We start from the raw sequence: 21,924 nt of genomic DNA, 5'->3' as shown, positions 1-21,924 counted from the left end.
TCTCCCGTGCAGGGCGTGGACCTGGGCGGACGTAACCGGATGCGAACGGACTGAAAGGCTTGCGGTCGGACGACTTTTGTGTAGAGTGCTAGTTGTAGAAGACTGCGCTTCGACATTCTGACTACGGATCAGAAGGTTAGGGGTTCGAGTCCCTTCGGGCGCACAGACGGAAAGGCCGTGACCTGCAAGGACAGGTCGCGGCCTTTTCTTTGCCATTTTCGCGCCCACTTTCCCGTCTGGTGGAGGGCGCCCGGTTGTTCGGTGCTGCTCGCCTGTTCAGGCCCGTATCGTCCAACCCCGGGTGATCGAGGTTGACGTGATGGCGCCTCCACCGCTTCGACCTACGGCCGGCGGCGCGCTGGCCCCTGTTCTCGTCCCGAATCGGGTGTCCGTTTCCGGTAGGCGACCAGGGATCCGGCGGCCGCACCGACGTCCGCCACGATGCGGTACTTGCGATCCCGAATCGGCAGTTCCCGTCGTACGAGGATCGTTGGACGGGTCGTGCTGGACACAGTCGATCACTGAGAGTGATTTGTTGTTGGTGGTGTCAGTCGCGAATCTCGGTCAGTAGCTTGTCGCTCACGTCGGTTCTGAAATACAGCACCAGCCGTCCGCTGCGCGACGCGCCCACCAGGCCGGCCGACCTCAGCAGGCTCAGGTGTTGCGAGACGGCTCCGGGCGTCAGTCCGGTGCGGTAGGCCAGTTCCGTGGTGGAGGCCGGTGCGTCCAGCTCCAGCAGCAGTCGGGCGCGAGACCGTCCGATCACCCGTTCCAGCGCTGGGGTGGCCGCGGTGGTCTGCTTCTCCCACAGTGTCGCCACGCCGCGGGCGGGGTAGGTCAGGGTCGGTTGCCACTGTGGCATCGTGCTGGTGAAGACGGTCGGCCAGACGAATGCCGACGGGACGAGCAGCAGTCCCTCGCCGTCCAGTTGGCGGTGACCGACGAAGCGTGGATGGACGATCGTGAGCTGGTCGTCCTGCCAGCTCACGGATGACGCCAGGTCGGCGAAGAGGCTCGTGGGGCCGCCGTCGGCCAGGCGGCGGGCGCGGTGCACGACGTCGGCCTCCAGCAGGCTACGCAACCGCGGCCAGTACTTGCTGACAGCCAGTTGCCAGTAGTCGTTCATCTGCCGGGCGAGGCGATCCAGCCCTTCGGCGGGGTCGGTCCACAGGGCGTGCAGCTCGGCATCCTCCCTGTGCGCCTGGGCGTTGTCCCGCGCGGCGGGTCGGCTCCGCGGCGCCGGGTCCCGCATTGTCGCCAACCGATCCAGGTCCGTGCGCACCCGCTGCGGTGCGATGCGGCGGAGATCCGCCAGCTCGGTCTGCAGGTCGGGCACCGGCGTCGTCGGGGGTGGAGTGACGAAGTCGGGGATGTACCAGCTCGGCACCGGAACCAGGGCGAACAGCAGGTCGAAGGCACCCGCTGCCGCGGCCACCCGGGGTGCCACCTGTTTGACCCACGGCACGTGCAGGGCGTGCGCCGCTGGATCCTTGAGCACGCGGACGCTGGCGACGATCTCCTGCATCGGTGAGAACGCGAACCGCATCACCGCGAGGTCGTACGCCGAGAACCCGATGGTGAGCATCGCCCTCCTGGGATTTAGCCTGGTCTAAATCTATCGAGCTGAAGGTCGTGTCGCAGCATCCTCTCGGCATGGCGAATAGGGACTTCGAGCTGCTCTTCGCGAGTACGGCGGTGAGTCGGCTCGGCAGCGAGATCAGCTACATCGCCTTCCCTCTGGCGGCGGTCGTGGCGCTGCAGGCCGGCCCGGAGCAGGTGGGCTTGCTGAACGCCGCCACCACTGCGGCGTTCCTGTTGATCGGCCTGCCCGCCGGTGTCTGGGTCGACCGGATGCGTCGGCGTCCCGTCCTGCTCGCCGCCGATCTCGTCCGGTTCCTGCTGCTGGCCTGGGTGCCGCTGGCGTGGTGGTGGGGGATCCTCACGATGACCCAACTCTTCGTCGTCGCCTTCCTGGTGGGCGCGGGCAGGGTCTTCTCGGACGTGGCGGCGCAGAGCTATCTGCCGGCGGTCGTGGGACGCGAGCACCTGGTGATCGGTAACGCCCGCCTCGCCGGCACCGAGGCGGTCTCCCGGATCGTCGGCCGAGGGGCCGGCGGCGCGCTCGTCCAGGCACTGACCGCGCCGGTGGCCATCGCCGTCGACGCGGTCACGTACCTGTGGTCGTTTCTCTGCCTGTGCCTGATCCGCCGCCCGGAGCCGGCACCTGTCGTACCCGACGGGTCCCGGCATCTGCGGCGGGAGATCGGTGAGGGTCTGCGGTACGTCGCCGGACAGCCCGCCCTGCGTGCCGTCGCCGCATCGGGGGCGCTGGTGAACCTGGCCTCCACTGTCATCGTCGTCATCGTTCCGCTGCTGATCGTCCGGGAGTTGCGGTTGCCGGAAGGGCTGGTCGGCGTCTTCTTCGCCGTGGGCGGCGTGGGCGCGGTCCTGGGCACGATGGCCGCCCGGCGACTCTCGCTGCGTTTCGGCTACGGGCGGACCCTCATCGTCGCCGCGACGACAGTGGCACCCGTCTACCTGCTGCTGCCCTTCGCCGACCGGGGCGTCTGGCTGTGGGTCGCCGCCGTGGCCTACCTTTTGATGATGGCGAAGGCGTCGATCGACAACGTCCTGCTGGTCAGCTTCCGGCAGACCATCACCCCGGACCGGATGCTGGGCCGGATGAACGCCACCATGCGTTTCGTGCTCTCCGGGGCGCTGCCGATCGGCTCGGTGCTGGCCGGTTTCGTCGGGGAGTACGTGTCGCTGCGCGCTGCGCTCTGGTGCGGCACCGTCGGCATGGCCGTCGCCTGGATACCGATTTTCCTCTCGCCGCTGCGCACGATGGTGGTACTGCCGACCGGCCCAGCAGAACCGCAACCGGTTGCTGCCGCGCCACGGTGAAGCAGCCCGCGCAGAGTCTTGGTCGCTGGTGGAGTCTGATGATTAGCTGGCCGACATGATCGACCTCGGAACCGTCGCTTGGCCGCCGAAGCCGATCCGGACCGAGAGGCTTGTGCTCCGTGAGTCCGAGGCCCGGGACCGGACGGCGTTCATCGACCTGTTGGCGTCGCCCGAGGTGCATACCTACCTCGGCGGTCCTCGGCCGCGTGCCGAGCTTGAGCGCGAGCTACCCGGGGTGCCCGAGCGGTGGTCCGGGAGCTTCGTCGTTGATCTCGACGGGGCGATGATCGGTCAGATCCTGCTCCGTAGAGCAATGGAGCACCGTCGGCCGGCCGCCGTCGGGAAGGCCGATCTGGGTTACCTGTTCGTGCCGCAAGCGTGGGGCTTCGGGTACGCCGCCGAGGCGTGCGCGGCGGCACTTGGCTGGTTCGACGGCGTCCTGCCCGGTGAGCCGGTGGTGCTCACCACCCAGACCGCCAACGCCGGCTCGATGCGGCTCGCGGCGAAGTTGGGGTTCTCCGAGGTGGAGCGGTTCGAGGCATGGGGCGCCGAGCAGTGGCTCGGCATGCGGTTGCCGGTCGCACCATCCGCGTAAGCTCTCAGATCCATGGCCGAGCATCGATGTTAGCGCCAACGAAGGCGGTCCCGAGGGGTGCTGTCGGGCGGTGGTCTGCCGTTGGTAGTGGACGACGGGCCGGTTTACCGACGGCGGCGTGGCATCGGTCGATGTTCCCAGCACGTTACGTCTTGACGAACGGCATGTTATCGCTCACAGTCGATGCCTAAGGGCGACGACACCACGGCTTACCGGGCGAGCCTGCTTCGTCGACCTCGAATCAGGCGTGCACCAGGGCATGTAGGCGGCTTGTTAGCGCTAACTCCTCCGACGCATGCGCCCGGGCACGTGTCGCGGTACGCCCATCTCGGGCAGACCGTTCGGCTTGTGGTCACTGAAGGAGGATCATGTCTGCCCTTGATAGGTCTCCATCGATCGCGCCACCGCGGCGGCGATGGTGGTTGCCCCGCATCCTCGCCGCCGGTGCGGCTGCGGTTCTGGTCGGCGGTGTCGCCGTGACGGTGGTGTCGTCACCCGCCGCCGCAGCGACTGTCGACACCAGCGCGTGGTACGTGTTGGTGAACCGCAACAGCGGCAAGGCCCTGGACGTGTACAACCTGGCGACGAACGACGGCGCGCGGATCACCCAGTGGGCGCGCAACAACGGTAACCAGCAGCAGTGGCAGTTCGTGGACTCCGGCGGTGGCTATTACCGGTTGAAGTCGCGGCTGTCGGGCAAGGTGCTGGACGTCTACCAGCGCTCGACCGCCAACGGTGCGGCGATCGTGCAGTGGTCCGACAACAACGGCACCAACCAGCAGTTCCGGTTGGCTGATTCGGACAGCGGCTATGTCCGGTTGATCAGCCGGAACAGCAACAAGGTGATGGAGGTGCAGGGCGCCTCGACCGCCGACGGCGGCAACATCGTGCAGTACGACGACTGGAACGGCGCCAACCAGCAGTGGCAGCTCGTCCGCGTCGACGGTGGGAGCAACCCGCCCCCCACCACCACGCCACCGCCCACCGGCACCTGTGACCTTCCCTCGTCGTACCGGTGGTCGTCGACTGGTGCGTTGGCGCAGCCGAGGTCGGGTTGGGTGTCGTTGAAGGACTTCACCGTCGCCCCGTACAACGGTCAGCAGCTCGTGTACGCCACCACGCACGACTTCGGGTCGAGCTGGGGTTCGATGAACTTCGGCCTGTTCACGAACTACTCGCAGATGGCTTCGGCGAGTCAGAACGCGATGAATTCGGGGACTGTCGCGCCGTCGTTGTTCTATTTCGCGCCGCGTAACATCTGGGTGTTGGCGTATCAGTGGGGTGGGCCGGCGTTCTCGTACCGGACCTCGACTGATCCGACGAACCCGAATGGTTGGTCGTCGCCGCAGACGTTGTTCAGTGGCAGTATCTCCAACTCGGGTACCGGTCCGATCGATCAGGCGGTGATCGGTGACGACCAGAACATGTATCTGTTCTTCGCCGGGGACAACGGTCGGATCTACCGGGCGAGCATGCCGATCGGGAACTTCCCGGGCAGCTTCGGGTCGAACTACACGACGATCATGACCGACACCACGAACAACCTGTTCGAGGCGGTGCAGGTGTACAAGCTGCAGGGGTTGAACAAGTACCTGATGATCGTGGAGGCGATCGGGTCGCAGGGCCGGTACTTCCGGTCGTTCACGGCGAGCAGCCTGGGTGGGTCGTGGACGCCGCAGGCGACCAGTGAGAGCAACCCGTTCGCGGGCAAGGCCAACAGTGGTGCGACCTGGACCAACGACATCAGCCACGGTGAGCTGCTGCGCACCAGCGCGGACCAGACGATGACCGTGAACGCCTGCAATCTGCAACTGCTCTACCAGGGTCGTTCCCCCAGTTCCGGCGGTGACTACGGTCTGCTGCCGTACCGGCCGGGTCTGTTGACCCTGCAGCGCTGAGCCGGGCCTGGTGACAGTGCGACGCTGATCCGTGGAAAACGGGCCCGCGACGGAGACTCCGTCGCGGGCCCGTTCACGAGAAACGACCAGTTGGGCGCGGCGCCGCCACCCGATCGTCACCCCCGTTGGATTAGCGATCGTGGATAGAATCGGGCCGTGGCCCGTGAATACGACACCCAGCTCATCGAGTCGGTCGCGGTCCGCCGCGCCCGAATGCGTGAGCTGCTGCTGTGGGGCAGGCAGCGTCGCGTCCGTGCCACCGGCGACGGGTTCCGCTGGTTGCGGATCGGGCTCGTGTTGGCGGCCGTGGCCTGCGCGGGTTGTGTCGGCTGGTCCTTCCTTCAGGGCGTCATCGCCGACCAGCAGAAGGCACGCAACCCGCCACCGGCCCAGTCGGAGGGGCTCAGATGACCCAGACGCAGCCTTCCACCGCCGCAGGTCAGCTCAGCCGGGTGACGCTGGCTGGGGCGGGCCGTCAGATCGACCTCGTGCTGCCAGCCGACGAGCCGCTCGGTCTGATGTTGCCCGAAATCGTCGCCATGGTCGGGCACCAGCCGATGGACGATTCCCGGGGCTACCAGATCAGCACCCTCGACGGCACGGTGCTCGATCCGGCCGGGAGCCTGCGGCAGGCGGCCGTCAGTGACGGCGCGATGCTGCGGGTCGACCCGATCTCCGAGGCGCCGCCGGCGGCGATCGTGCACGACGTCGCCGACGAACTCGGCGACGATCTCGCCCGCAGGCAGGGGCGATGGGGCACGACTCCGCGGATGTGGACCGCCACGGCTGTGTGCCTGGTCGCCGCCGGGATGGCGGCGGTCCTCGCCGCCCCGCGACTGGGTCCCGTCGCGGTCAGCGTCATCGGGGGTGTGGTCGCGCTCGCCGGCCTCCTCGTCGGGCTGGTGGGCAGGCGGGCTGTCGGCATCGCCGTCCTGCTCAGCGGTGCCGCCACGACGATGAGCATGGTGCCCGGGTTGGCGAGCGGCAGCACCCTGCGCTGGGCGCTCTGGGCCATCGGCGCCGGCTGCATCGTGCTCGCCGTGGGTGCGGTGACGGGCAACCGCCGGGCTGGCGTCCTCGGTGGCGGAACGCTGCTGATCCTGGTCGCCGGCTGGGGCGTACCCCTGGCATTCGCCGTGCCCGCCGAGCGCGTCGCGGCGGTGCTGTCGATCGTGTCGGTGGGGCTGCTGGGGCTGCTACCCCGGCTCGCGATGATCGCGTCCGGGCTCACCCGCCTCGACGACCGGCGGAGCAACGACGAGGCGGTGAGCCGGGTCGCGGTGTTGGCCGCGGTCGACTCCGCGCACCGCGGACTGGCGGTGGCGACGCTGGCGACGACGGCGTCGGCGTCGCTCGGTGGCCTCGTGCTGGCCGCTGCGGCAGGCCCCTGGGCGCTGGTGCTGGCGGCCCTGGTGGCCACCGCCCTGCTGCTGCGGATGCGGGCGTTCCCGCTGACCGTCGAGGTGGCGGGGCTGGTGGCTGGGGCGTTGGTGATCGCGGGCGGACTGCTGGCGCGCTGGGCACGGGACGCTCCCGGTGTGTGGTGGGGCCCGGCGCTGGTGGCGCTGGCGTTCTGCGCGGTGACCCTCGTGATCCTGGCCTACCGGCCGCCGCCGCACGCCCTGGCGCGAGCCCGGCAGTACGCCGACCGCGTCGAGGCGCTGACCGTGATGGCACTGGTCCCCGTCGCGGTCGGGGTGTTCGGGCTCTACTCGCGACTTCTCAACACGTTCTGATTGAGGCGGTGGCATGAGTGCTCCACCGGTTCCCGGGCCGACCCATTCCGGGGGGCACGGACCGCACCCCCCGCAGCGGCGGGTGCCGGGAGGCTCGGCCACCCCGGCTGCGGCCCCCCGGCAGCCGGCGTCGACGCCACCCCGTCCGGCTCCGACACCACGGGCGCCCGGCGAACCTGCGAGGTCGGAGCCGGACGACCTCGCGCTCGTGCGGCGCATCCGCCCCGGCGACCCGGCACTGCGGCGACTGTGGCGCAGCGCCAGCCGAATGTTCAGCAGTGGCCGGGCGACCAGGGAGCTCGCCGACCTCGCGGCCGAGGTGCAGGTGCCGGTCCACACCGGTCGGCGTATCGCGGTGGCATCCGTGCACGGCGGGGCGGGAAAGACCACTGTGGCAGCGGTGCTGGCGTCGGTCTTCGCTGCGCGACGGGCCGATCCGGTGCTCGCCGCCGACGCCGACCCGTACGAGGGCTCACTGACCTGGCGACTCGGCGCGCCGGGCGAACCGCCCCTGGAACGGCTGGCGCCCGACCTGATCGCCGCCCGGGGTGGCGACCTCCGCGCGCTTGAGCCGCTGCTTCCGCGTACCGGAACGGGCCTGTGGGTGTTGCCGAGTGGCACCGCGAACCCGACGCTGTGCAGCGAGGTGACCCGGGCGCTGTCGCGGCTCTTCGCGGTCGCCGTCGTCGACTGCCCGCCCGGCCTGGAGTCCCGCACCGCCGCGGCGGCCATGGCCGACGCGCATTCGGTGGTGCTCGTCGCCGCGGGAACGCCGGACGGGGTCCGGGCCACCTACCAGGCGTTGCGCCGGATCATCGACGGCGGGTACGGGTCGTGGCTGGCGCGGGTGGTGGTCGTCCTGAGCACCAGCAACCCCGACGGCCGCGACGCGCTCCTCGGTGACGCCGCCCGCGAGCTGATCGAACACACCGGCGTGCCGGTGGTGGTGCTGCCCTACGACCGTCACCTGGCGGCCGGGGCGCTCATCACGCCGTCGCAGATCGGCGAGGCGACGCTTGTCGAGGCGACCCGTGCGGCCGGCCTGGCGCTGGCCACGGCCCGGCGGATGTGACCGGAGGACGCCCTGATGTCGACGCGTATGGTGCACCGCCCCACCCGGGTCGCCCGCCCGGCGTCCACCATGGAACCGCTTGTGCTGGACGCCCCACCGCAGCTGCCCGACGGGCGATCCGCGGTGGGGCTCCAGGCGCTGCTGCCGATGGCTGGCGCGGGCGTGGCGATGAGCATGATGATGTTCCTGCGGGGCTCCGGCTTCGCGGCGCTGGGCGCGGTGGTCATGGTCGTCGCGCTGGCGGCGGCCGGGGCGATGTACCTCACCCAGCTCGGTAAGGCCGGTCGGCAGCGCCGGGTCCAGCGCGAGCGGTACCAGGACTACCTGGAAGAGCTACGCGAGCAGCTACGCGAGGACGAGCAACGCCTCCAGGAACAGGCGACAGTGCTCGACCCGCCGGTCAGCCGGCTGCTCGACGTGATCCGCAGCCCGGCGCGACTCTGGGAACGCCGCCGCGCGGACATCGACTTCCTGCGGGTACGGGTAGGCATGGGTGCGCTACCCGTCCGGCCGATGCAACTGCGTGAGCAGAGCACACCGACCAACCCGCTCGACCCCTTCATGCGCCACGAGGCGCAGTCGCTGATGCGCCGCTTCGAACTGACGCCGGGGCTGCCGGTCCGGGTCGACCTGGACTGCGCCGGCGACGTCAGCGTGATCTCGCCGGACTACGACGAGGTGGTCGCCCTTGCCAGCGCGATCCTCGTCCAGGTCGCCGCGTTCCATGCCCCTGACGACGTGACGCTCGCGATCGTCACCACGCCGGAGCGGGCGACGACCTGGCGGTGGGCGCGTTGGCTGCCGCACCTGCTGGACCGGACCTCGATCGGCCCGACCGGCCCCACCCCGCTGCTGGTCACCACCCCCGAGACGCTCGCCGAACTCCTCGCCGCGGACCTGGAGGAGCGGGCCACGAACGCGCTCAAGTCGTTCCGCCACAACGCCGGACGTGCCGAGGCCCGCACCCGGTCGCGGCTGCTGGTCATCGACGACGCCCACGGCGAGGTTGCCCGCGCGTTGGCGAGCCCCGACCAGTTCGTCGGTCTCGGGAGCCTCGGTGTCACAGTGGTCCACCTGCTCGCCGACCGGCTGCAGGAGCCTGGCGACATCTCCCGGCGGATCACCATCGACCGGGGTGCGCTCGCGCTGGAGGATCTCACCGCGTCGCCGCCGATGACCGTGGTCGGCACTGTCGACGAGGTGCCGGTGCCATTGGTGGAGGGCCTCGCCCGTGCCATCGCACCGCTGCGGCTGTCGGCCGACTCGTACGACGACGGCACGGGCACCCCGCCGGCCGACTTCCAGGACCTGCTGGGGTTGTCCGATCCCACGAACCTGGACCTGGCCACGCTGTGGCGGCCCCGGGGCGAGCGGGACTTCCTGCGCGTACCGATCGGTGTGGACCCGGTGGGCCGCCCGGTGCTACTCGACCTGAAGGAATCCGCGCAGCTCGGCATGGGCCCGCACGGGCTGTGTGTCGGCGCCACCGGGTCGGGCAAGAGCGAGCTGCTGAGGACGCTCGTCCTCGCCCTGGCGGCGAGCCACCCGCCCGAACGGCTGGCGATGGTGCTCGTCGACTACAAGGGTGGTGCGACGTTCGCACCGTTCGCCGAGATGCCGCACGTCTCCGGGCTGATCACCAACCTGGTCGCCGACGCCGCGCTGGTGGAACGGATGTACACCAGCCTCGACGGTGAGGTGCAGCGGCGCCAGCAGTTGCTCGCCGACGCGGGAAAGGTCACCGACATCGTCGAGTACCACCTGCTGCGCGCGGTGCAGGGCGAGCGCAGCACCCTGCCTCCGCTGCCGCACCTGCTCGTGCTCATCGACGAGTTCGGCGAGCTGCTCGCGGCCAAGTCGGAGTTCATCGACCTGTTCCTCCGGATCGGCCGGATCGGCCGGTCGATCGGTGTGCACCTGCTGCTGTCCAGCCAACGGGTCGAGCAGGGCAAGATGCGCGGCCTGGAGAACTACCTGGCCTACCGCCTCGGGCTGCGCACGCTCACCGAGATGGAGTCGCGCACCGTCCTCGACACGGTCGACGCGTTCCAACTGCCTCCGTTGCCCGGCAACGGGTATCTGAAGGTCGACGTCTCGATCTACCAGCGGTTCAAGGCCGCCTACGTCTCCGGCCCGCTCACCGACGGAGCCGACGCCGAACTCGCCCCGATCGTCGGCCCGATGGCGAAGCCGATGCCGGTGATCGGCACCGTCCGCCGGGACACCGACGACGGCGTACCCGAGGAGCCGAAGGCGACCAGGCGCACCACGGGCCCGACGCTGCTCTCGACAGTGGTCGAGCAGATGGCCACGAGTGACCAGCGCGTTCAGGCGATCTGGCTGCCGCCGTTGCCGCCCGCCCTCACCCTCGACCAGGCGGCCGGTGGGATCCGCAGCACCCCGGAGGGGCTCCGCTTGGAGATCGCCGGGTCGGCCGGCAACGGGCTCCCGGTGCCGCTCGGCCGCCTCGACGATCCGGCCCGTCAGTGGCAGGGCCCCTGGCTGGTCGACCTGGCCAGCAGTGGCGGCAACGCACTCGTGCTCGGTGGGCCCGGCACCGGCAAGACGACCGCGCTGCGCACCCTGGCGCTGGGACTGGCCACCACCTACCGCCCTACCGACGTCGGCATCTACGGCATCGACCTGCTCGGCAACGGGCTGTCGGGCCTGGTCGGGTTGCCCCACGTCGGCGGCGTCGCCAGTCGCGAGGACCGGGAGCGCATCCGCCGCACCGTCGACGAGGTGCACGCCATGCTCGCGCAGCGCCAGCGGATCTACACCCAGCACCAGTTCGACACCATCGACGACCTGCGCGCCGCTGGCGAACACGTACGCGCGGAGGTGGGCTGTGTCGACGTGGTGCTGCTGATCGACGGGTACGGCCAGCTCAACGCCGAGTTCGAGAGCCTCGAACCCAAGGTGCACGACCTGCTTGCCAGGGGCGGCCGGTACGGCATCCACGTGATCGGCACCGCCCGGCGGTGGAACGAGGTTCGCGCCGCGCAGCAGGTCGCCTTCGCCAACCGCATCGAGCTGCGGCTCACCGAGCCCGCCGAGTCCAGCATCGACGGCAGGCTGGCCCGGGGCATCTCGTCGGACCAGGCCGGCCGGGCGCTGACCAGCGGGAAGCTGTTCGCCCAGGTCGCCCTGCCGCGCCTCGACGGCCAACCGGATCCGGCGACCGCCGGGCTGGTCGCGGCGGCCGAGTCGGTACGCGGATCGTGGTCGGGCCCGCTGCCGCCACCCGTGCGGGTGCTCCCCGCGGTGCTGCCGCTGACCGATCTCGCCACCGCCCCGGCCGGGCACGGGGTGGTGCCCTTCGGCCGGTTCGAGAGTGACTTCACCCCCGCTGTGCTCGACCTCTTCGGTCGAGACCAACACTTCCTCGTCCTCGGTGACCCCCGGACCGGTAAGACGAACCTGTTGCGGCTCGTAGCCGAGGAGTTGATGGGGCAGTACACGTCCGACGAGTTGGTGTTCGCCGTGTTCGACCCGCGCCGAGGGCTCGCCGACGTGGTGCCGGAGTCCTACCTCGGTGGTTACGCCACCAACGCGACGCTCGCCCAGCAGTTGTCGGCGGCGGTGTGCAAGGAACTGGCCACGAGGCAGCCGTCCGACCTGGCACGGCCACGGATCGTGCTGCTCATCGACGACTACGACATCCTCGCCGCGTCGGCCAGCCAACCGCTGGGCGCGTTCGTCCCGTATGTGGCGGCCGCGCGTGATACCGGGCTGCACGTGGTGATGACGCGCCGGGTGGCCGGTGCGTCGCGCGGCCTGTTCGAGCCGTTCCCGCTGGCCGTGCGCGAGGCCGGTTGTCTGAGTCTGCTCATGTCCGGTGACCGCACCGAGGGCCAACTGTTCACAGGGGTGCGGCCAACGGTCCTACCGGTGGGGCGCGGGCAGCTCATCCGCCCAGGTAACGCCCCGCGCATGACGCAGACCGCGTACCTCGGCGAAACCAAGGAGCACTGATGACGTACGACGCGGTGGCCCTGTGCCGCTCGGAGCCCGACGCTGCCACGATGCTCGGTGCCCTGGTCGCGGTCGGTTCCGACTTGAAGATGGACACTGTGGATTCGGCCGGGTTGGTGCAGTTGTTCGACCCGGCGGACGGTCGATTGTTGCTGACCGTCGAGACCGCGCGGCTGGTACAGGTGCCGGGCGAGGCGGAACGGTTGCTCGGCGTCACGCTGGACGACTCCTTCGGAGGCCAGGTCTGGTGGGTGGAGAGCCGGGCACCCGACGGCGACCCGCGGGCCGCCGAGGTCACCCGCCGCTTCGCCGACGCGCTGGTAGCGATAACGGGAGGACTGACATGGGCGAACCGATGACCGGCGCGACCGACACGATCACCGACCGGGCCGTCGTCCTGCACCAGCACCGCGTCGTCGTGGGCCTCTCACCCTGGCTCGCCGAAGCGGCGGTCGACGCGGTCCGCAACGGGTTGCTGCTCCAACTCGTCACACCGGCCGACGGCTCCATCACGTACCCGCTCGAAGTGATGCTGGCGCAGGCCCAGGGTCAGTGGGTGGTGCGCGCCGGCGACCAGTACCGCGACGGGCTCACCGGGTTGCCTCTGCACTGGGACGGCCGATGCTTCTCGGCGTCCAACGGGTCGCCTACCGGTGGTCCGCTGCCGACCGCCGTACCCTGGTCCGGCGGCTTGGAGATCCAGATCGTCACGCTGCACCCGGCCACCGAGGCCCTGGAACTCGGCGGCAGCACCGAGGCCGCCGTGCGCGCCCTCACCGGCAACGACCCGGTCGGTTGGGGCGTCGCCGAGCCGGTGACCGAGCGGTGGTCGCGCCGCGAGCTCACGTCGTTCTGCCGTACGCGGGCACCGGCACCATCCAGCGTGGCGATCGTCGGCGGAGAGCAACGTTCGGCGCTGCTCGGGGTCCTGACGGTCGAGCGGGTCGACGTCGGCGTCCGCGAACAGCTCCGAATCGCCGGCCCTCCGCTGTCGGAGGTCGACGAGGAGACGGTCGAGGCGCTCGCGGAGAAGTTGGCGACGACAGTGCGCAGCATGATCGTGACCGTGCACCCGGGCCGATCGCGCGGGCTACGGTCCAGCACGCCGAGCCTCCCCGCGCTGCCGCTGGGCATCCTGGTCGGCCGTCAGGAACAGGCGCTCGACTCCGAGCCGGAGACGGTCCCGGGTCGGGCGCTCGGCCGGGGCGCGCGCCGCGCGTGGTGGTACAGGGTGGACAGGGGGCCGGGCGCCCCGTACGAGAACCTCACCGCGGTGTTGCGCAGGTACGGCCTGAGCACCGCCGGCCAGGGCAACGGCTGAGATCGACTAGATCGGTTCGTGGGCGCGGTCGATGAACGAACTGACGCTCTCCGCCTCGGCGCGTGTCTTCTCGGGCAGGTCCGGTTCGTTGGCCAGACGATCGAAGTAGCTCTTCTCGGCTGGTCCGCCGAGTTGAGGAATCGTCGGGATGGTGATGATCGTCAGCCGCCACTGCAAGCGAGGGGTGGCCTCCTTGAGGAGGTCCACCACTCGGGCTCGTTCCGCATCGTCCAGGTGATCGGGCCCGACCTGGCGGAACCACCGGATCAGGCTCTCCGTCGCCCCTTGCACGATGAAGAAGACCCAGGACCGGCCGATGCGGTCGACGACGTCGTCCGGTGGCGTCGTCCAGGTCGCGCCGAAAACGTCCTCCGCGTCCAGGTACGTCTCGGCCCAGTCACGCACCCTTTCGGGGGTGACATCGGCGAGGGTTGGCATCGACTGCTTGAGCCTCGCGTACAGGATGAACCAGTAGTCGTCAAAGAACGCTCGGGGGAGCCCCCAGTCGGTCTCGTCGCCGTAGGTGTCCCTGACGCCCACCAGGTAGGCGAGACACATCTCCAACGCCCGTACGGCCTCAGCCTGCTGCTTCGGGTCGGGCGGCAGCTCTCGCGTCGCCTTGCCACGCTCGACGGGATCCGCCAGCCGCCACGGAACGGGCAGGGCGGCCAGCAATTCGGGGGCAACCCAGCGGCCTGTCACAGGCGATCAACTCCATGGGCCGGGAGGGAGGCATCGTCAGGTCGGCCGCTGCGGGGGAGTAGGCGCTTCACCTACCCCCTCGCCCGGCAGCACGTGCTCAGCCCTGCGCGACGTAGCTTTCGATCGGCGTGCCGTCCTCGGCCCAGCGCTGCCGGCTGAGCACTTTGCCCTGGTCGTCGAACTCGACACGGGCGGCGGGGTTGCCGTTGCGGTGCCACTCCTCGTGTACGCCGACAGCCGTGCCGTAACGCACGTTGCCCTCAGCCTTACGCTCGCCGGTCGGGTACCACTCGGCGGAAGGGCCGTCCTCCATGCCCTGGAAGTACGTGGTGAGAGCGATGACCTGACCCTGCGGCGAACGTTCGACCACCTCGCCGGTGAACGGTTCGCCCTGGTAAGTCACCCGCAGGTCGTCTTCGGTCTCGACGTCGTCGTAATCGACTCGCATAGCCCTTACTCCGGGATGAACTGGCTATCGGGATGGCCGCTGTCATAGGTGAGACGCCCGGCGTTGCTGGGCGTGCCCGCCAGCAGCCTATGGCAGTTCGCGCAGCACGGGGCGGCCACTTGCCCATCGGATCGGAACGGGAAACGGTTGTCGACGCGGAACTCGGACATGACACTCGCGTCGACGTCCGGGCCGCGCCGCCACAACATCTCGTTGACGGCCTTGACCTCGGCGTGTCGCAGCGGGTTGTCGCCGTGCGGGTACGGGGTCGTGACCTGCTCGCCGTCGCGCATCATCGGGGTGCCGTCGCGGTTGTACTGCGGGTACGGACCGTCGGCGCGCATCTGTTCGAGGCGTTCCCGCAGTACCGGGTGCAGGTTCTCGTCGGGGATGACGTCCCTCGGGCGCCCGTTGACACCCTCGAAGACCTCGCCGGTACGCAGGTCGACAGCGACCGAGTTGACCGGGCCGGTCTCCTTCGCCGAGATCACGCCCGTGTCGCGCATGTTCCGGATTTCGTCGGTGCGTTGGGTGGCCGTGTCGCGCAAGTATTCGTCCAGCGGCTTGCCGTCGACGTGAGTGATGAGACCGTCGGCGTCGCGGGTGACGTCACCTTCCACCCGCCCGAGTTCCTGGGGAGCGGTGCGGTCCTCCGGTATGCGTTGCGTCCCGTCGGGCAGCCTCGTGTTGTCGTCGGGCAGGTTGCCGGGGGTGTTGTCGTCGGGCAGGTTGCCGGGGGTGTTGTCGTCGGGCAGGTTGCCGGGGGTGTTGTCGTCGGGGACGTTGCCGGGGGTGTTGTCGTCGGGGACGTTGCCGGAGGGCGTGTTGTCGTCCGGCACCTCTCTGACGGGCGGGGTGTCGTCCGGAGGGTTCCGGACGGGCGGGGTGTCTTCGGGCAGGTTTCTCACCGGCGGGTTGTCATCGGGGAGATTGCCTGTCGTGGACTCGCCCGGGGTGCGCCCGCCGGGTGTGTTGCCGCCGGGATTGTTGCCGCCGTCCATGTTCATGGTGTTGGGACTGCGGTCGCTCGGCATCTCGACGTCGAAGCCGCGTGTGGTCGGCACGTCGTCCGCGATCGCGGGCACCAGCCCGAGCTGCGGAATCTGGATGTCGAACTTCTTGGCGAAGTTGATGGCGACCTCGCCCACGGTGGGCAGGTTGTCGAGCCAGTTGCCGGCGCGGACCAGTCCGGCGCTGATGCGGGCGGCGGTCGCGCTGCCCCGGATGCTGTTGACGGCTGCGCCGGCGCCGCGTAGACCGGAGGCGGCGCCCTTGGTGCCGACGACGGCGGAGACGATGTTGAACGCGGCGAGGCCCCCAGCCCTCGACTTGTCCTCGCTCCACATGTCGTAGGCGATGATGCTCTTGCCCGCGTTGAGGAGAAGGTTGCCGGCTTCGCCCTTCTCCATGAACGGCATGCCGACGGTCTGGTCGATCACGATGGTGACCGGGTTGATGTAGATCGAGACCGCCCAGACGAACTTGCCCAGACCCAGCCAGGACTGCCCGGCGGTGTCCCAACTCCATTCGCCGGTGGTGGGGTCGCGTCCGATCAGCGCACCGAGGTCTCCGAGCATGGTGACGAAGCCTTCACCGACGCCGCCGAAGAACGCCCCGACGTCACCGAGGAAGCCGCGGTCGTGTTCCTCGGTGCTGCCCCAGGGCAGAGCCCCGTCCTCACCGGCTGCCGCGTTGAGGGTGTTGGCGTCAAACCCGTACTCGCCGTCGTCGGCCTGGCCGTCGGCGTTGTCGGCCCGGTACTGGCGGCCACCGTAGAGGGCGTTGATCGTGTTGGCGCACTTGCGTTGCGCTTCGAAGAACGCGGCGACCTGCGTGTTCACCGCGGAGATCAACCCGTTGTGCTGGTTGACCTTGCCTTCGTCCTCACGCCAGTCGTCGTCGTCCCTGGTGGACGCGACGAACTGTTCGGCTTGGCCCTTGAGCGCCACGAGTTGGGCCTTGATCTCCTTGACCTCTGTGGCATAGGTGGCCAGGGCGGTGCCGACGGCCTGGACGTCCTCGCCGACCGACGCTGACACGGTGCGGATCGGGCCGGACGCGGCGAACAACTGCGCCGCCTCCGGTGCCTCGTATACCGCGGCCAACCCCTGCCAGGTGGTGTCGACCGCCTGACCGGTATTGGCGAAGTCGACACCGGTGGTCTTGATCGTCTGTGCGTGGGTGGCCAGCAGTTCCATGTTTCCCGGGATCTGCGGGATCTCCCCCGGATTGATCATTGTGGCACCGCCTGACGGCCCGGACCCGGCATGGTGGCCGACGGGTCGGGTGCCGCCGAGGCGCTGCGCTGCGCGTTCGCGGCCATGTCCAGATCACCCTGGACATATGCGTTCGTCGCCTGTGCCGCCGCATTCATGCACGCCCCCGTGCGAGTGAACACGAACTCAAGATCCGCGCGGATCGACTCAACGAAGCCCTGAAGTGCCTGCCCGACGATCTCCGAACTCGACTGGACGGCAGAACCCTCCAACGCCGAGTTGAAATTCTTCATCTGCCCCTCGAACGGGGCGGCTGCGGCATGCGTGCGATTCAGGACATCACGCACTCCACCGGGGGAGATATCCCAGGCGCTCACGCTTGTGCTCCCTCGTCAACACTCGAAGAACACCCGATCAGCCGATCGACTGGACCGCCGTGCGCGCCTTGGCCAGTGTGGTCGTCGCCGTCTCGTCGTTCTTCACCATCGTGGTCTTCACCAGATCGATGATCGTGCGTACCTCACCCGCGGCGCGGTTCCACCGATCCTCGACCGTCCGGTATTCCTCGGAAACACCGTCGGCCTGGAAGTCCGCCATCGCCGCCGAAACATCCGCGCTGCGTTGGGAGATCACCGCCTCCAGCCGGGCGATGATCCCGGCGAGGTCACCCTGGACCTGCTGCGAAGTTCCCACGTCAAAGCTGCGTCGGTCTGTGCTCATGACCTGCCCACTCCCCCGGATCAGCGGCTACTCGAGAACCTGGCCGCGTCGAAATTGGCCGTACCCGCAGCCGACGACGCGTTGTCGGCCATCTCCGTGTCACCCTGACCGAACGCCGAATCCATCCCGCCCTGGCCGCCGAGAATCGCACCCAACGCCGAATTTAGCGCAGCAGTGATCGAATCAGCATTCGCCTTGAACGAGTCGAAAGCCGCCCGACCCGCACCGTTGAAATTGCCCTGCAGCGGCTCGGCCGCAACGATCAACTGCTTGATCAAACTCCCGAGGTCATCAGACGACCCCTGGGTCTGCTTCGTGAGGCTCCCGAGAGTCTGCGCCCCCATGTCGAACTTCATGCCGATCCCTCCCCACACCGGGATGAACAACGTTCGCGGTCAATGCTACGACATCTCCGCAACCCGGATGGACATGCACCGGGACCGATAGATCAATTGCCGGTTGCCAGTCCTGGCCCCGGCAGGTCCCAGAGAACGACAAGGCCCGAGGGGCCCTGCCCTACTCGGTCGGTGTGCCGATGACGCAGGTGAGCACCTGGCCCTTACCGCGGACGGCGCTCGTCCTGGTTGTCGTGAAGGCGTGAGTTTGCAGCAGCAGTTCGGTCGCGGTGAGATTCGCCGTGGCGTGTGCGGCGGTGGGCCGCTCACCGAAGACGTAGAGCTGCCCGCCAGGTGCCAGCAGGCTTCGTACCCGGTCGATCTGCTGCGTCGCGTCGCCCAACCAGAACAGGCTGACGTTCACCGCGAAAATCTTGCTGAAGCGGTGAGCGGCGAGGTCGGCCGACTCGAATCCGGCGCATCGGATCTCGGCCCTGCCGGCGGCGATGTGGCTGGCGTTCCGTTCGATGGCGAGTCGCACCATCGTCGCCGAGCGGTCGACGGCGATGATCCGGCCGGTCCTGAGCTGGTCGGCGACCAGGGAGACCGCTGCCCCTCGTCCGCAGCCGATCTCCAAGACCTGGTCGTCGGGCGCGATGGCCATCGTCTGCACCGCCCAGTGCTGCCGGTGCGCTGTCGCCCGCACCGGCTCGTCCGACGGGGGAGCGTCGTCATCGCCGGTGGCGGCCGGGCGACGATCCGGCAGAGCACGCATCTCACCGTCACTCGTGGTGTGTGCTCTGCTCACGCATCTGATTCCACCCTGCCGGAGGGCTCCGCGCACCGTGTCCTCGGTCACCGCTGATGCATCGGCGTTATGTAACGTACGGCAAAGTATTTCCCCGCAGTTGCCGTGGGGGGAGGGGTCCGCAGGCGATATTTCCTGGCGATATCGACTACCTTATGCGATTCACCAGCCGGTAATGTGAGTGGCATTACTTTGTCGAACGTTCCAGAAACGGTTAGCGTTTCCCCGCGTAGCCCTGCGGACTGCAGGGCTCAACCAGTCGAGTGGAGGCGAGACGAGATGTCCGGACGGTTGGATTCGAAAGTGCTGGTCGTGACCGGCGGTACGCAGGGCATGGGCCTGGCGTTCGCGCAGCGGGCGGCCACCGAGGGGGCACACGTCGTGATTGGCGCCCGCGACAAGGACCGGGGCGAGGAGGCGGCCGCCCGGATCAGGAGCGCAGGTGGCAGCGTCCTGTTCGTGCCAACCGATGTGACGGTCGAGGAAGAGATGGCGCGGCTCGTCGACAGCGCGGTGTCGGAGTTCGGGCGATTGGACGGCGCGTTCAACAACGCCGGTGGCGGCCCGATGGCCAGCGTCCGCGAGACCAGCAGCGACAACTGGCACCGGTCGCTCGCCCTCAACCTGACGAGCGTGTTCTACGGCCTCAAGTACGAACTTCCGGCGATCATCGCCTCCGGCGGTGGCGCGATCGTCAACAACGCCTCCGTCTCCGGCGTGCAGGGTGACGCGACGCAGGCCGCCTACAACGCGTCGAAGCACGGCGTCGTCGGTCTGACCCGCTCGGCGGCGCTGGATGTGGCGCGCTCCGGTGTGCGGGTCAACGCCCTGATCACCGGCCTGATCGACACTCCGCTCTGGCAGGGCGTGGTCAGCCAGGCGCCGGAGACCGCGGAGCGCTACCTGTCGGAACAGCCGACCGGGCGCGCCGGCACCTCCGACGAAGTCGCCGCGTTGACCACGTTCCTGCTCAGCGATGAGGCCACCTTCATCAGCGGCGCGTCCATCGCGATCGACGGTGCCCTCACCGCCTGAGGTCCCGGAGGCCGGTCCGGGGCGGCGGCCCGAGTAGGCCCGCTGGTCGTCGGCGTCGACAGCGGCGACGGCGAGGGCGTCGTCGGCGTGGGCCGGCTTCGGCTTGCCCTCGCCCCCGGCGCCAGACCTCGGTACCTGCCGCCCGCGAGTGCCGGGTTCACCGTGACCGAGCCGGGCGATCCCGGCCGGCGTTCGGTCGCCGGTTGTCGAAATGTTTCCGACGGATCTCTGCTCGGGCTGAACCCGGGATTGCCGCGTCGTCTGGCTTGGTTGCGGGGGGTCGTGGCCCTCGATGACGGGCGCGACGCAGGTCAGGGCGTCGAAACTTTCGGAAATAGATTGACAGGCTGCGATGAACGGGCCCAGGCTTAGTGCGGCTGGCATTCGTGATCATCGATCACGTCTCGTTCCTTCCCTTCACCCACCATGCTTGGAAGGAGAGCCTGGTGATCATTCGTTCGGAGCTTCGTTCGGCGGTCGTCGTGCTGGCGACAGCAGCCCTCACGGTCGCGGGATCGGTAACAGTGGTCGCACGGACGACCGTGCAGGCCGCCGCCAGCGTCATGGCCGCCGCAGCGGTGGAGGACGAGGGCGCGGACTGCGCGGTGCCCGCTCTGCCGGACCTCGGTTCGCTGCCCACCAACGCCAAGCTTCCCGACCCGTTCAAGAAGCTCAACGGCCAGACCATCACCGCACGCTCCGACTGGCGCTGCCGCCGGGCGGAGATAAAGGAGTTGGCGGAGAAGTTCGTCTTCGGCGAGAAGCCAGCCAAGCCGGCGACCGTCACGGGGACGGTCTCGAACACCGGTATCGCCGTGAACGTTTCGCACAACGGCAGGAGCTCCAGCTTCTCGGCACGGGTCGAACTGCCGAGCGGCACCGGCCCGTTCCCCGCCGTCGTGGTAGTCGGTGGATTCGGTGCGGACACGGCCACCATCAAGGCCACCGGCGCAGCCGTCATCAGCTACGACCCGCTGGCCGTCGGCCGTGAGGGCACGCCCCGGAACAACAAGCAGGGCGCGTTCTACAGCATCTATGGCTCGTCGAGCAGCACTGGTCTGCTCGCGGCCTGGGGTTGGGGCGTGAGCCGGATCATCGACGTCATCGAGCAGTCCGGCACCGGCATCCTCAAGGCCGACGCGATGGGTGTCACGGGCTGTTCCCGCTACGGCAAGGGGGCCTTCGCGATCGGCGCGTTCGACCAACGCATCGCGCTGACCATGCCGATCGAATCGGGCAGCGCGGGTGTTCCCATCTTCCGGGGCATCCCCGGTGAGGGTGCGCAGAGTCTGAGCAGCGCGTACGGGGAGCAGCCGTGGCTTGGTGACGCGTTCGGCTCCTTCACCGGCAGCCCGAACCGGTTACCGGTGGACACGCACGAGATGGTCGCGATGGTGGCGCCGCGCGGCCTGTTCATCATGGACAACCCGCACATTGCCAACCTCGGTCCCCGGTCGGCGAGTGTCGCTGCCCTGGGTGGCGCGGAGGTCTACCGGGCGCTCGGAGCGGGCGACAACATCACCTACTGGTCCGACGTCCAGGACGGCAGCCACTGTGCCAACCGCCCCGAGTGGCGTACCCCGCTGCAGAACAACATCCGGAAGTTCCTGCTGAGGACGGGGAACGAGCCGGGCGTGATCCGGATTTCCAGCAGGGCGCTCGGTCGGTTGGCCGACTGGCGGGACTGGCAGACGCCAGTCCTGGCTGACGGCCCGACGACGCCGCCTCCGACGACCCCGCCTCCGACGACGCCGCCTCCGACGACGCCGCCTCCGACGACGACGCCGCCTCCGACGACGCCGCCTCCGACCGCTGGTGGCTGTGCGGCGACGATGTCGGTCAACCAGTGGACGGGCGGTTTCGTCGCCACGGTGCGGGTGACCGCCGCCGCCACACCCGTCAACGGCTGGACGGTCACCATGACCCTGCCCTCGGGTGCCAGCATCACCAACGTCTGGAGCGCGAACCGGAGCGGCAACACCGGCACGGTCTCGTTCACGAACGTCGGCTACAACGGCGCTATCGCGCCGGGGCAGTCGACCGAGTTCGGTTACCAGGGCACCGGCACCGGTACGGGTATGACGCCCACCTGCTCGGCGGCGTAACGCTCAGGCCCGGTACGGAGGTCACCAGCCTCCGTACCGGTCCCTGTCGGCCAA

General features: G+C 69.1%; 19 protein-coding genes. 11 read left to right on the top strand and 8 right to left on the bottom strand.

Annotated elements, in window-relative coordinates; genetic code table 11:
* Positions 1-547 precede the first annotated feature (547 nt).
* A complete protein-coding gene (locus tag O7614_RS00665; RefSeq protein WP_278136568.1) occupies positions 548-1,585 on the bottom strand; it encodes a DUF5937 family protein in 1,038 nt (345 codons plus the stop codon).
* A 68-nt stretch (positions 1,586-1,653) separates the two neighbouring features.
* Between O7614_RS00665 and O7614_RS00660 the strand changes: the two genes are divergently transcribed.
* From O7614_RS00660 to O7614_RS00620, 9 genes are all read left to right on the top strand, one after another.
* Positions 1,654-2,904, top strand: a complete 1,251-nt coding sequence (locus O7614_RS00660) for an MFS transporter (RefSeq protein WP_278136566.1) — start codon at positions 1,654-1,656, stop codon at positions 2,902-2,904.
* 55 nt (positions 2,905-2,959) lie between these two features.
* Positions 2,960-3,499 carry a GNAT family protein gene (locus O7614_RS00655; protein ID WP_278136565.1) on the top strand — a complete coding sequence of 180 codons (540 nt, stop codon included), beginning with the start codon at positions 2,960-2,962 and terminating at the stop codon, positions 3,497-3,499.
* A 368-nt stretch (positions 3,500-3,867) separates the two neighbouring features.
* Positions 3,868-5,397 (top strand): non-reducing end alpha-L-arabinofuranosidase family hydrolase, encoded by a 1,530-nt coding sequence (locus O7614_RS00650; protein WP_278136564.1) that lies wholly within the window; start codon positions 3,868-3,870, stop codon positions 5,395-5,397.
* 156 nt (positions 5,398-5,553) lie between these two features.
* Positions 5,554-5,808: a hypothetical protein gene (locus O7614_RS00645; RefSeq protein WP_278136563.1), complete on the top strand. Its 255-nt coding sequence runs from the start codon at positions 5,554-5,556 to the stop codon at positions 5,806-5,808.
* A complete protein-coding gene (eccD, locus tag O7614_RS00640) occupies positions 5,805-7,133 on the top strand; it encodes a type VII secretion integral membrane protein EccD (RefSeq protein WP_278136562.1) in 1,329 nt (442 codons plus the stop codon). The genes O7614_RS00645 and eccD overlap by 4 nt, the downstream gene beginning before the upstream one ends.
* Positions 7,134-7,341: 208 nt before the next feature.
* Positions 7,342-8,205 carry a hypothetical protein gene (locus O7614_RS00635; protein WP_278136561.1) on the top strand — a complete coding sequence of 288 codons (864 nt, stop codon included), beginning with the start codon at positions 7,342-7,344 and terminating at the stop codon, positions 8,203-8,205.
* 15 nt (positions 8,206-8,220) lie between these two features.
* Entirely contained in the window at positions 8,221-12,180 is a 3,960-nt protein-coding gene (eccCa, locus tag O7614_RS00630; RefSeq protein ID WP_278136560.1) for a type VII secretion protein EccCa, read from the top strand.
* Positions 12,180-12,539 (top strand): hypothetical protein, encoded by a 360-nt coding sequence (locus O7614_RS00625; RefSeq protein WP_278136559.1) that lies wholly within the window; start codon positions 12,180-12,182, stop codon positions 12,537-12,539. Before eccCa ends, O7614_RS00625 begins: the two co-directional genes overlap by 1 nt.
* Positions 12,524-13,501: a DUF6177 family protein gene (locus tag O7614_RS00620; protein WP_278136558.1), complete on the top strand. Its 978-nt coding sequence runs from the start codon at positions 12,524-12,526 to the stop codon at positions 13,499-13,501. The genes O7614_RS00625 and O7614_RS00620 overlap by 16 nt, the downstream gene beginning before the upstream one ends.
* A 6-nt stretch (positions 13,502-13,507) precedes the next feature.
* Here the strand turns inward: O7614_RS00620 and O7614_RS00615 are convergent, their stop codons facing one another.
* From O7614_RS00615 to O7614_RS00585, 7 genes are all read right to left on the bottom strand, one after another.
* Positions 13,508-14,203 (bottom strand): hypothetical protein, encoded by a 696-nt coding sequence (locus O7614_RS00615; protein ID WP_278136557.1) that lies wholly within the window; start codon positions 14,201-14,203, stop codon positions 13,508-13,510.
* A gap of 97 nt (positions 14,204-14,300) precedes the next feature.
* Positions 14,301-14,651 (bottom strand): hypothetical protein, encoded by a 351-nt coding sequence (locus O7614_RS00610; protein WP_278136556.1) that lies wholly within the window; start codon positions 14,649-14,651, stop codon positions 14,301-14,303.
* Between the two features lie 5 nt (positions 14,652-14,656).
* Positions 14,657-16,888: a YwqJ-related putative deaminase gene (locus O7614_RS00605; RefSeq protein WP_278136555.1), complete on the bottom strand. Its 2,232-nt coding sequence runs from the start codon at positions 16,886-16,888 to the stop codon at positions 14,657-14,659.
* Positions 16,885-17,244: a DUF6507 family protein gene (locus tag O7614_RS00600; protein ID WP_278136554.1), complete on the bottom strand. Its 360-nt coding sequence runs from the start codon at positions 17,242-17,244 to the stop codon at positions 16,885-16,887. The genes O7614_RS00605 and O7614_RS00600 overlap by 4 nt, the downstream gene beginning before the upstream one ends.
* 37 nt (positions 17,245-17,281) lie before the next feature.
* Positions 17,282-17,587 carry a pore-forming ESAT-6 family protein gene (locus tag O7614_RS00595; RefSeq protein ID WP_278136553.1) on the bottom strand — a complete coding sequence of 102 codons (306 nt, stop codon included), beginning with the start codon at positions 17,585-17,587 and terminating at the stop codon, positions 17,282-17,284.
* 20 nt (positions 17,588-17,607) lie between these two features.
* A complete protein-coding gene (locus O7614_RS00590; protein WP_278136552.1) occupies positions 17,608-17,943 on the bottom strand; it encodes a hypothetical protein in 336 nt (111 codons plus the stop codon).
* 160 nt (positions 17,944-18,103) lie between these two features.
* Complete coding sequence (locus O7614_RS00585; protein ID WP_278136551.1) at positions 18,104-18,730, bottom strand: class I SAM-dependent methyltransferase; 627 nt, start codon at positions 18,728-18,730, stop codon at positions 18,104-18,106.
* Positions 18,731-19,033: 303 nt separating this feature from the next.
* Here O7614_RS00585 and O7614_RS00580 point away from each other — a divergent pair, with 303 nt between their 5' ends.
* Positions 19,034-19,765, top strand: a complete 732-nt coding sequence (locus O7614_RS00580; protein ID WP_278136550.1) for an SDR family NAD(P)-dependent oxidoreductase — start codon at positions 19,034-19,036, stop codon at positions 19,763-19,765.
* 446 nt (positions 19,766-20,211) lie between these two features.
* Positions 20,212-21,870 carry a cellulose binding domain-containing protein gene (locus tag O7614_RS00575; protein ID WP_278136549.1) on the top strand — a complete coding sequence of 553 codons (1,659 nt, stop codon included), beginning with the start codon at positions 20,212-20,214 and terminating at the stop codon, positions 21,868-21,870.
* Positions 21,871-21,924 lie beyond the last annotated feature (54 nt).

The sequence above is a fragment of the Micromonospora sp. WMMD961 genome (genome assembly GCF_029626145.1).
Taxonomy (GTDB): Bacteria; Actinomycetota; Actinomycetes; order Mycobacteriales; family Micromonosporaceae; genus Micromonospora.
Note: the sequence above shows the minus strand (reverse complement) of the source record. Positions and strands in the feature narration are given on the sequence as shown.

What these genes read in the sequence shown, in the direction of transcription:
- O7614_RS00655 (WP_278136565.1), top strand. Translation starts at nt 2,960, where the DNA reads ATGATCGACCTCGGAACCGTCGCTTGGCCGCCGAAGCCGATCCGGACC.
- O7614_RS00590 (WP_278136552.1), bottom strand. Translation starts at nt 17,943, where the DNA reads ATGAAGTTCGACATGGGGGCGCAGACTCTCGGGAGCCTCACGAAGCAG.
- eccCa (WP_278136560.1), top strand. Translation starts at nt 8,221, where the DNA reads ATGTCGACGCGTATGGTGCACCGCCCCACCCGGGTCGCCCGCCCGGCG.
- O7614_RS00610 (WP_278136556.1), bottom strand. Translation starts at nt 14,651, where the DNA reads ATGCGAGTCGATTACGACGACGTCGAGACCGAAGACGACCTGCGGGTG.
- O7614_RS00625 (WP_278136559.1), top strand. Translation starts at nt 12,180, where the DNA reads ATGACGTACGACGCGGTGGCCCTGTGCCGCTCGGAGCCCGACGCTGCC.
- O7614_RS00650 (WP_278136564.1), top strand. Translation starts at nt 3,868, where the DNA reads ATGTCTGCCCTTGATAGGTCTCCATCGATCGCGCCACCGCGGCGGCGA.
- eccD (WP_278136562.1), top strand. Translation starts at nt 5,805, where the DNA reads ATGACCCAGACGCAGCCTTCCACCGCCGCAGGTCAGCTCAGCCGGGTG.
- O7614_RS00605 (WP_278136555.1), bottom strand. Translation starts at nt 16,888, where the DNA reads ATGATCAATCCGGGGGAGATCCCGCAGATCCCGGGAAACATGGAACTG.
- O7614_RS00665 (WP_278136568.1), bottom strand. Translation starts at nt 1,585, where the DNA reads ATGCTCACCATCGGGTTCTCGGCGTACGACCTCGCGGTGATGCGGTTC.
- O7614_RS00595 (WP_278136553.1), bottom strand. Translation starts at nt 17,587, where the DNA reads ATGAGCACAGACCGACGCAGCTTTGACGTGGGAACTTCGCAGCAGGTC.
- O7614_RS00620 (WP_278136558.1), top strand. Translation starts at nt 12,524, where the DNA reads ATGGGCGAACCGATGACCGGCGCGACCGACACGATCACCGACCGGGCC.
- O7614_RS00660 (WP_278136566.1), top strand. Translation starts at nt 1,654, where the DNA reads ATGGCGAATAGGGACTTCGAGCTGCTCTTCGCGAGTACGGCGGTGAGT.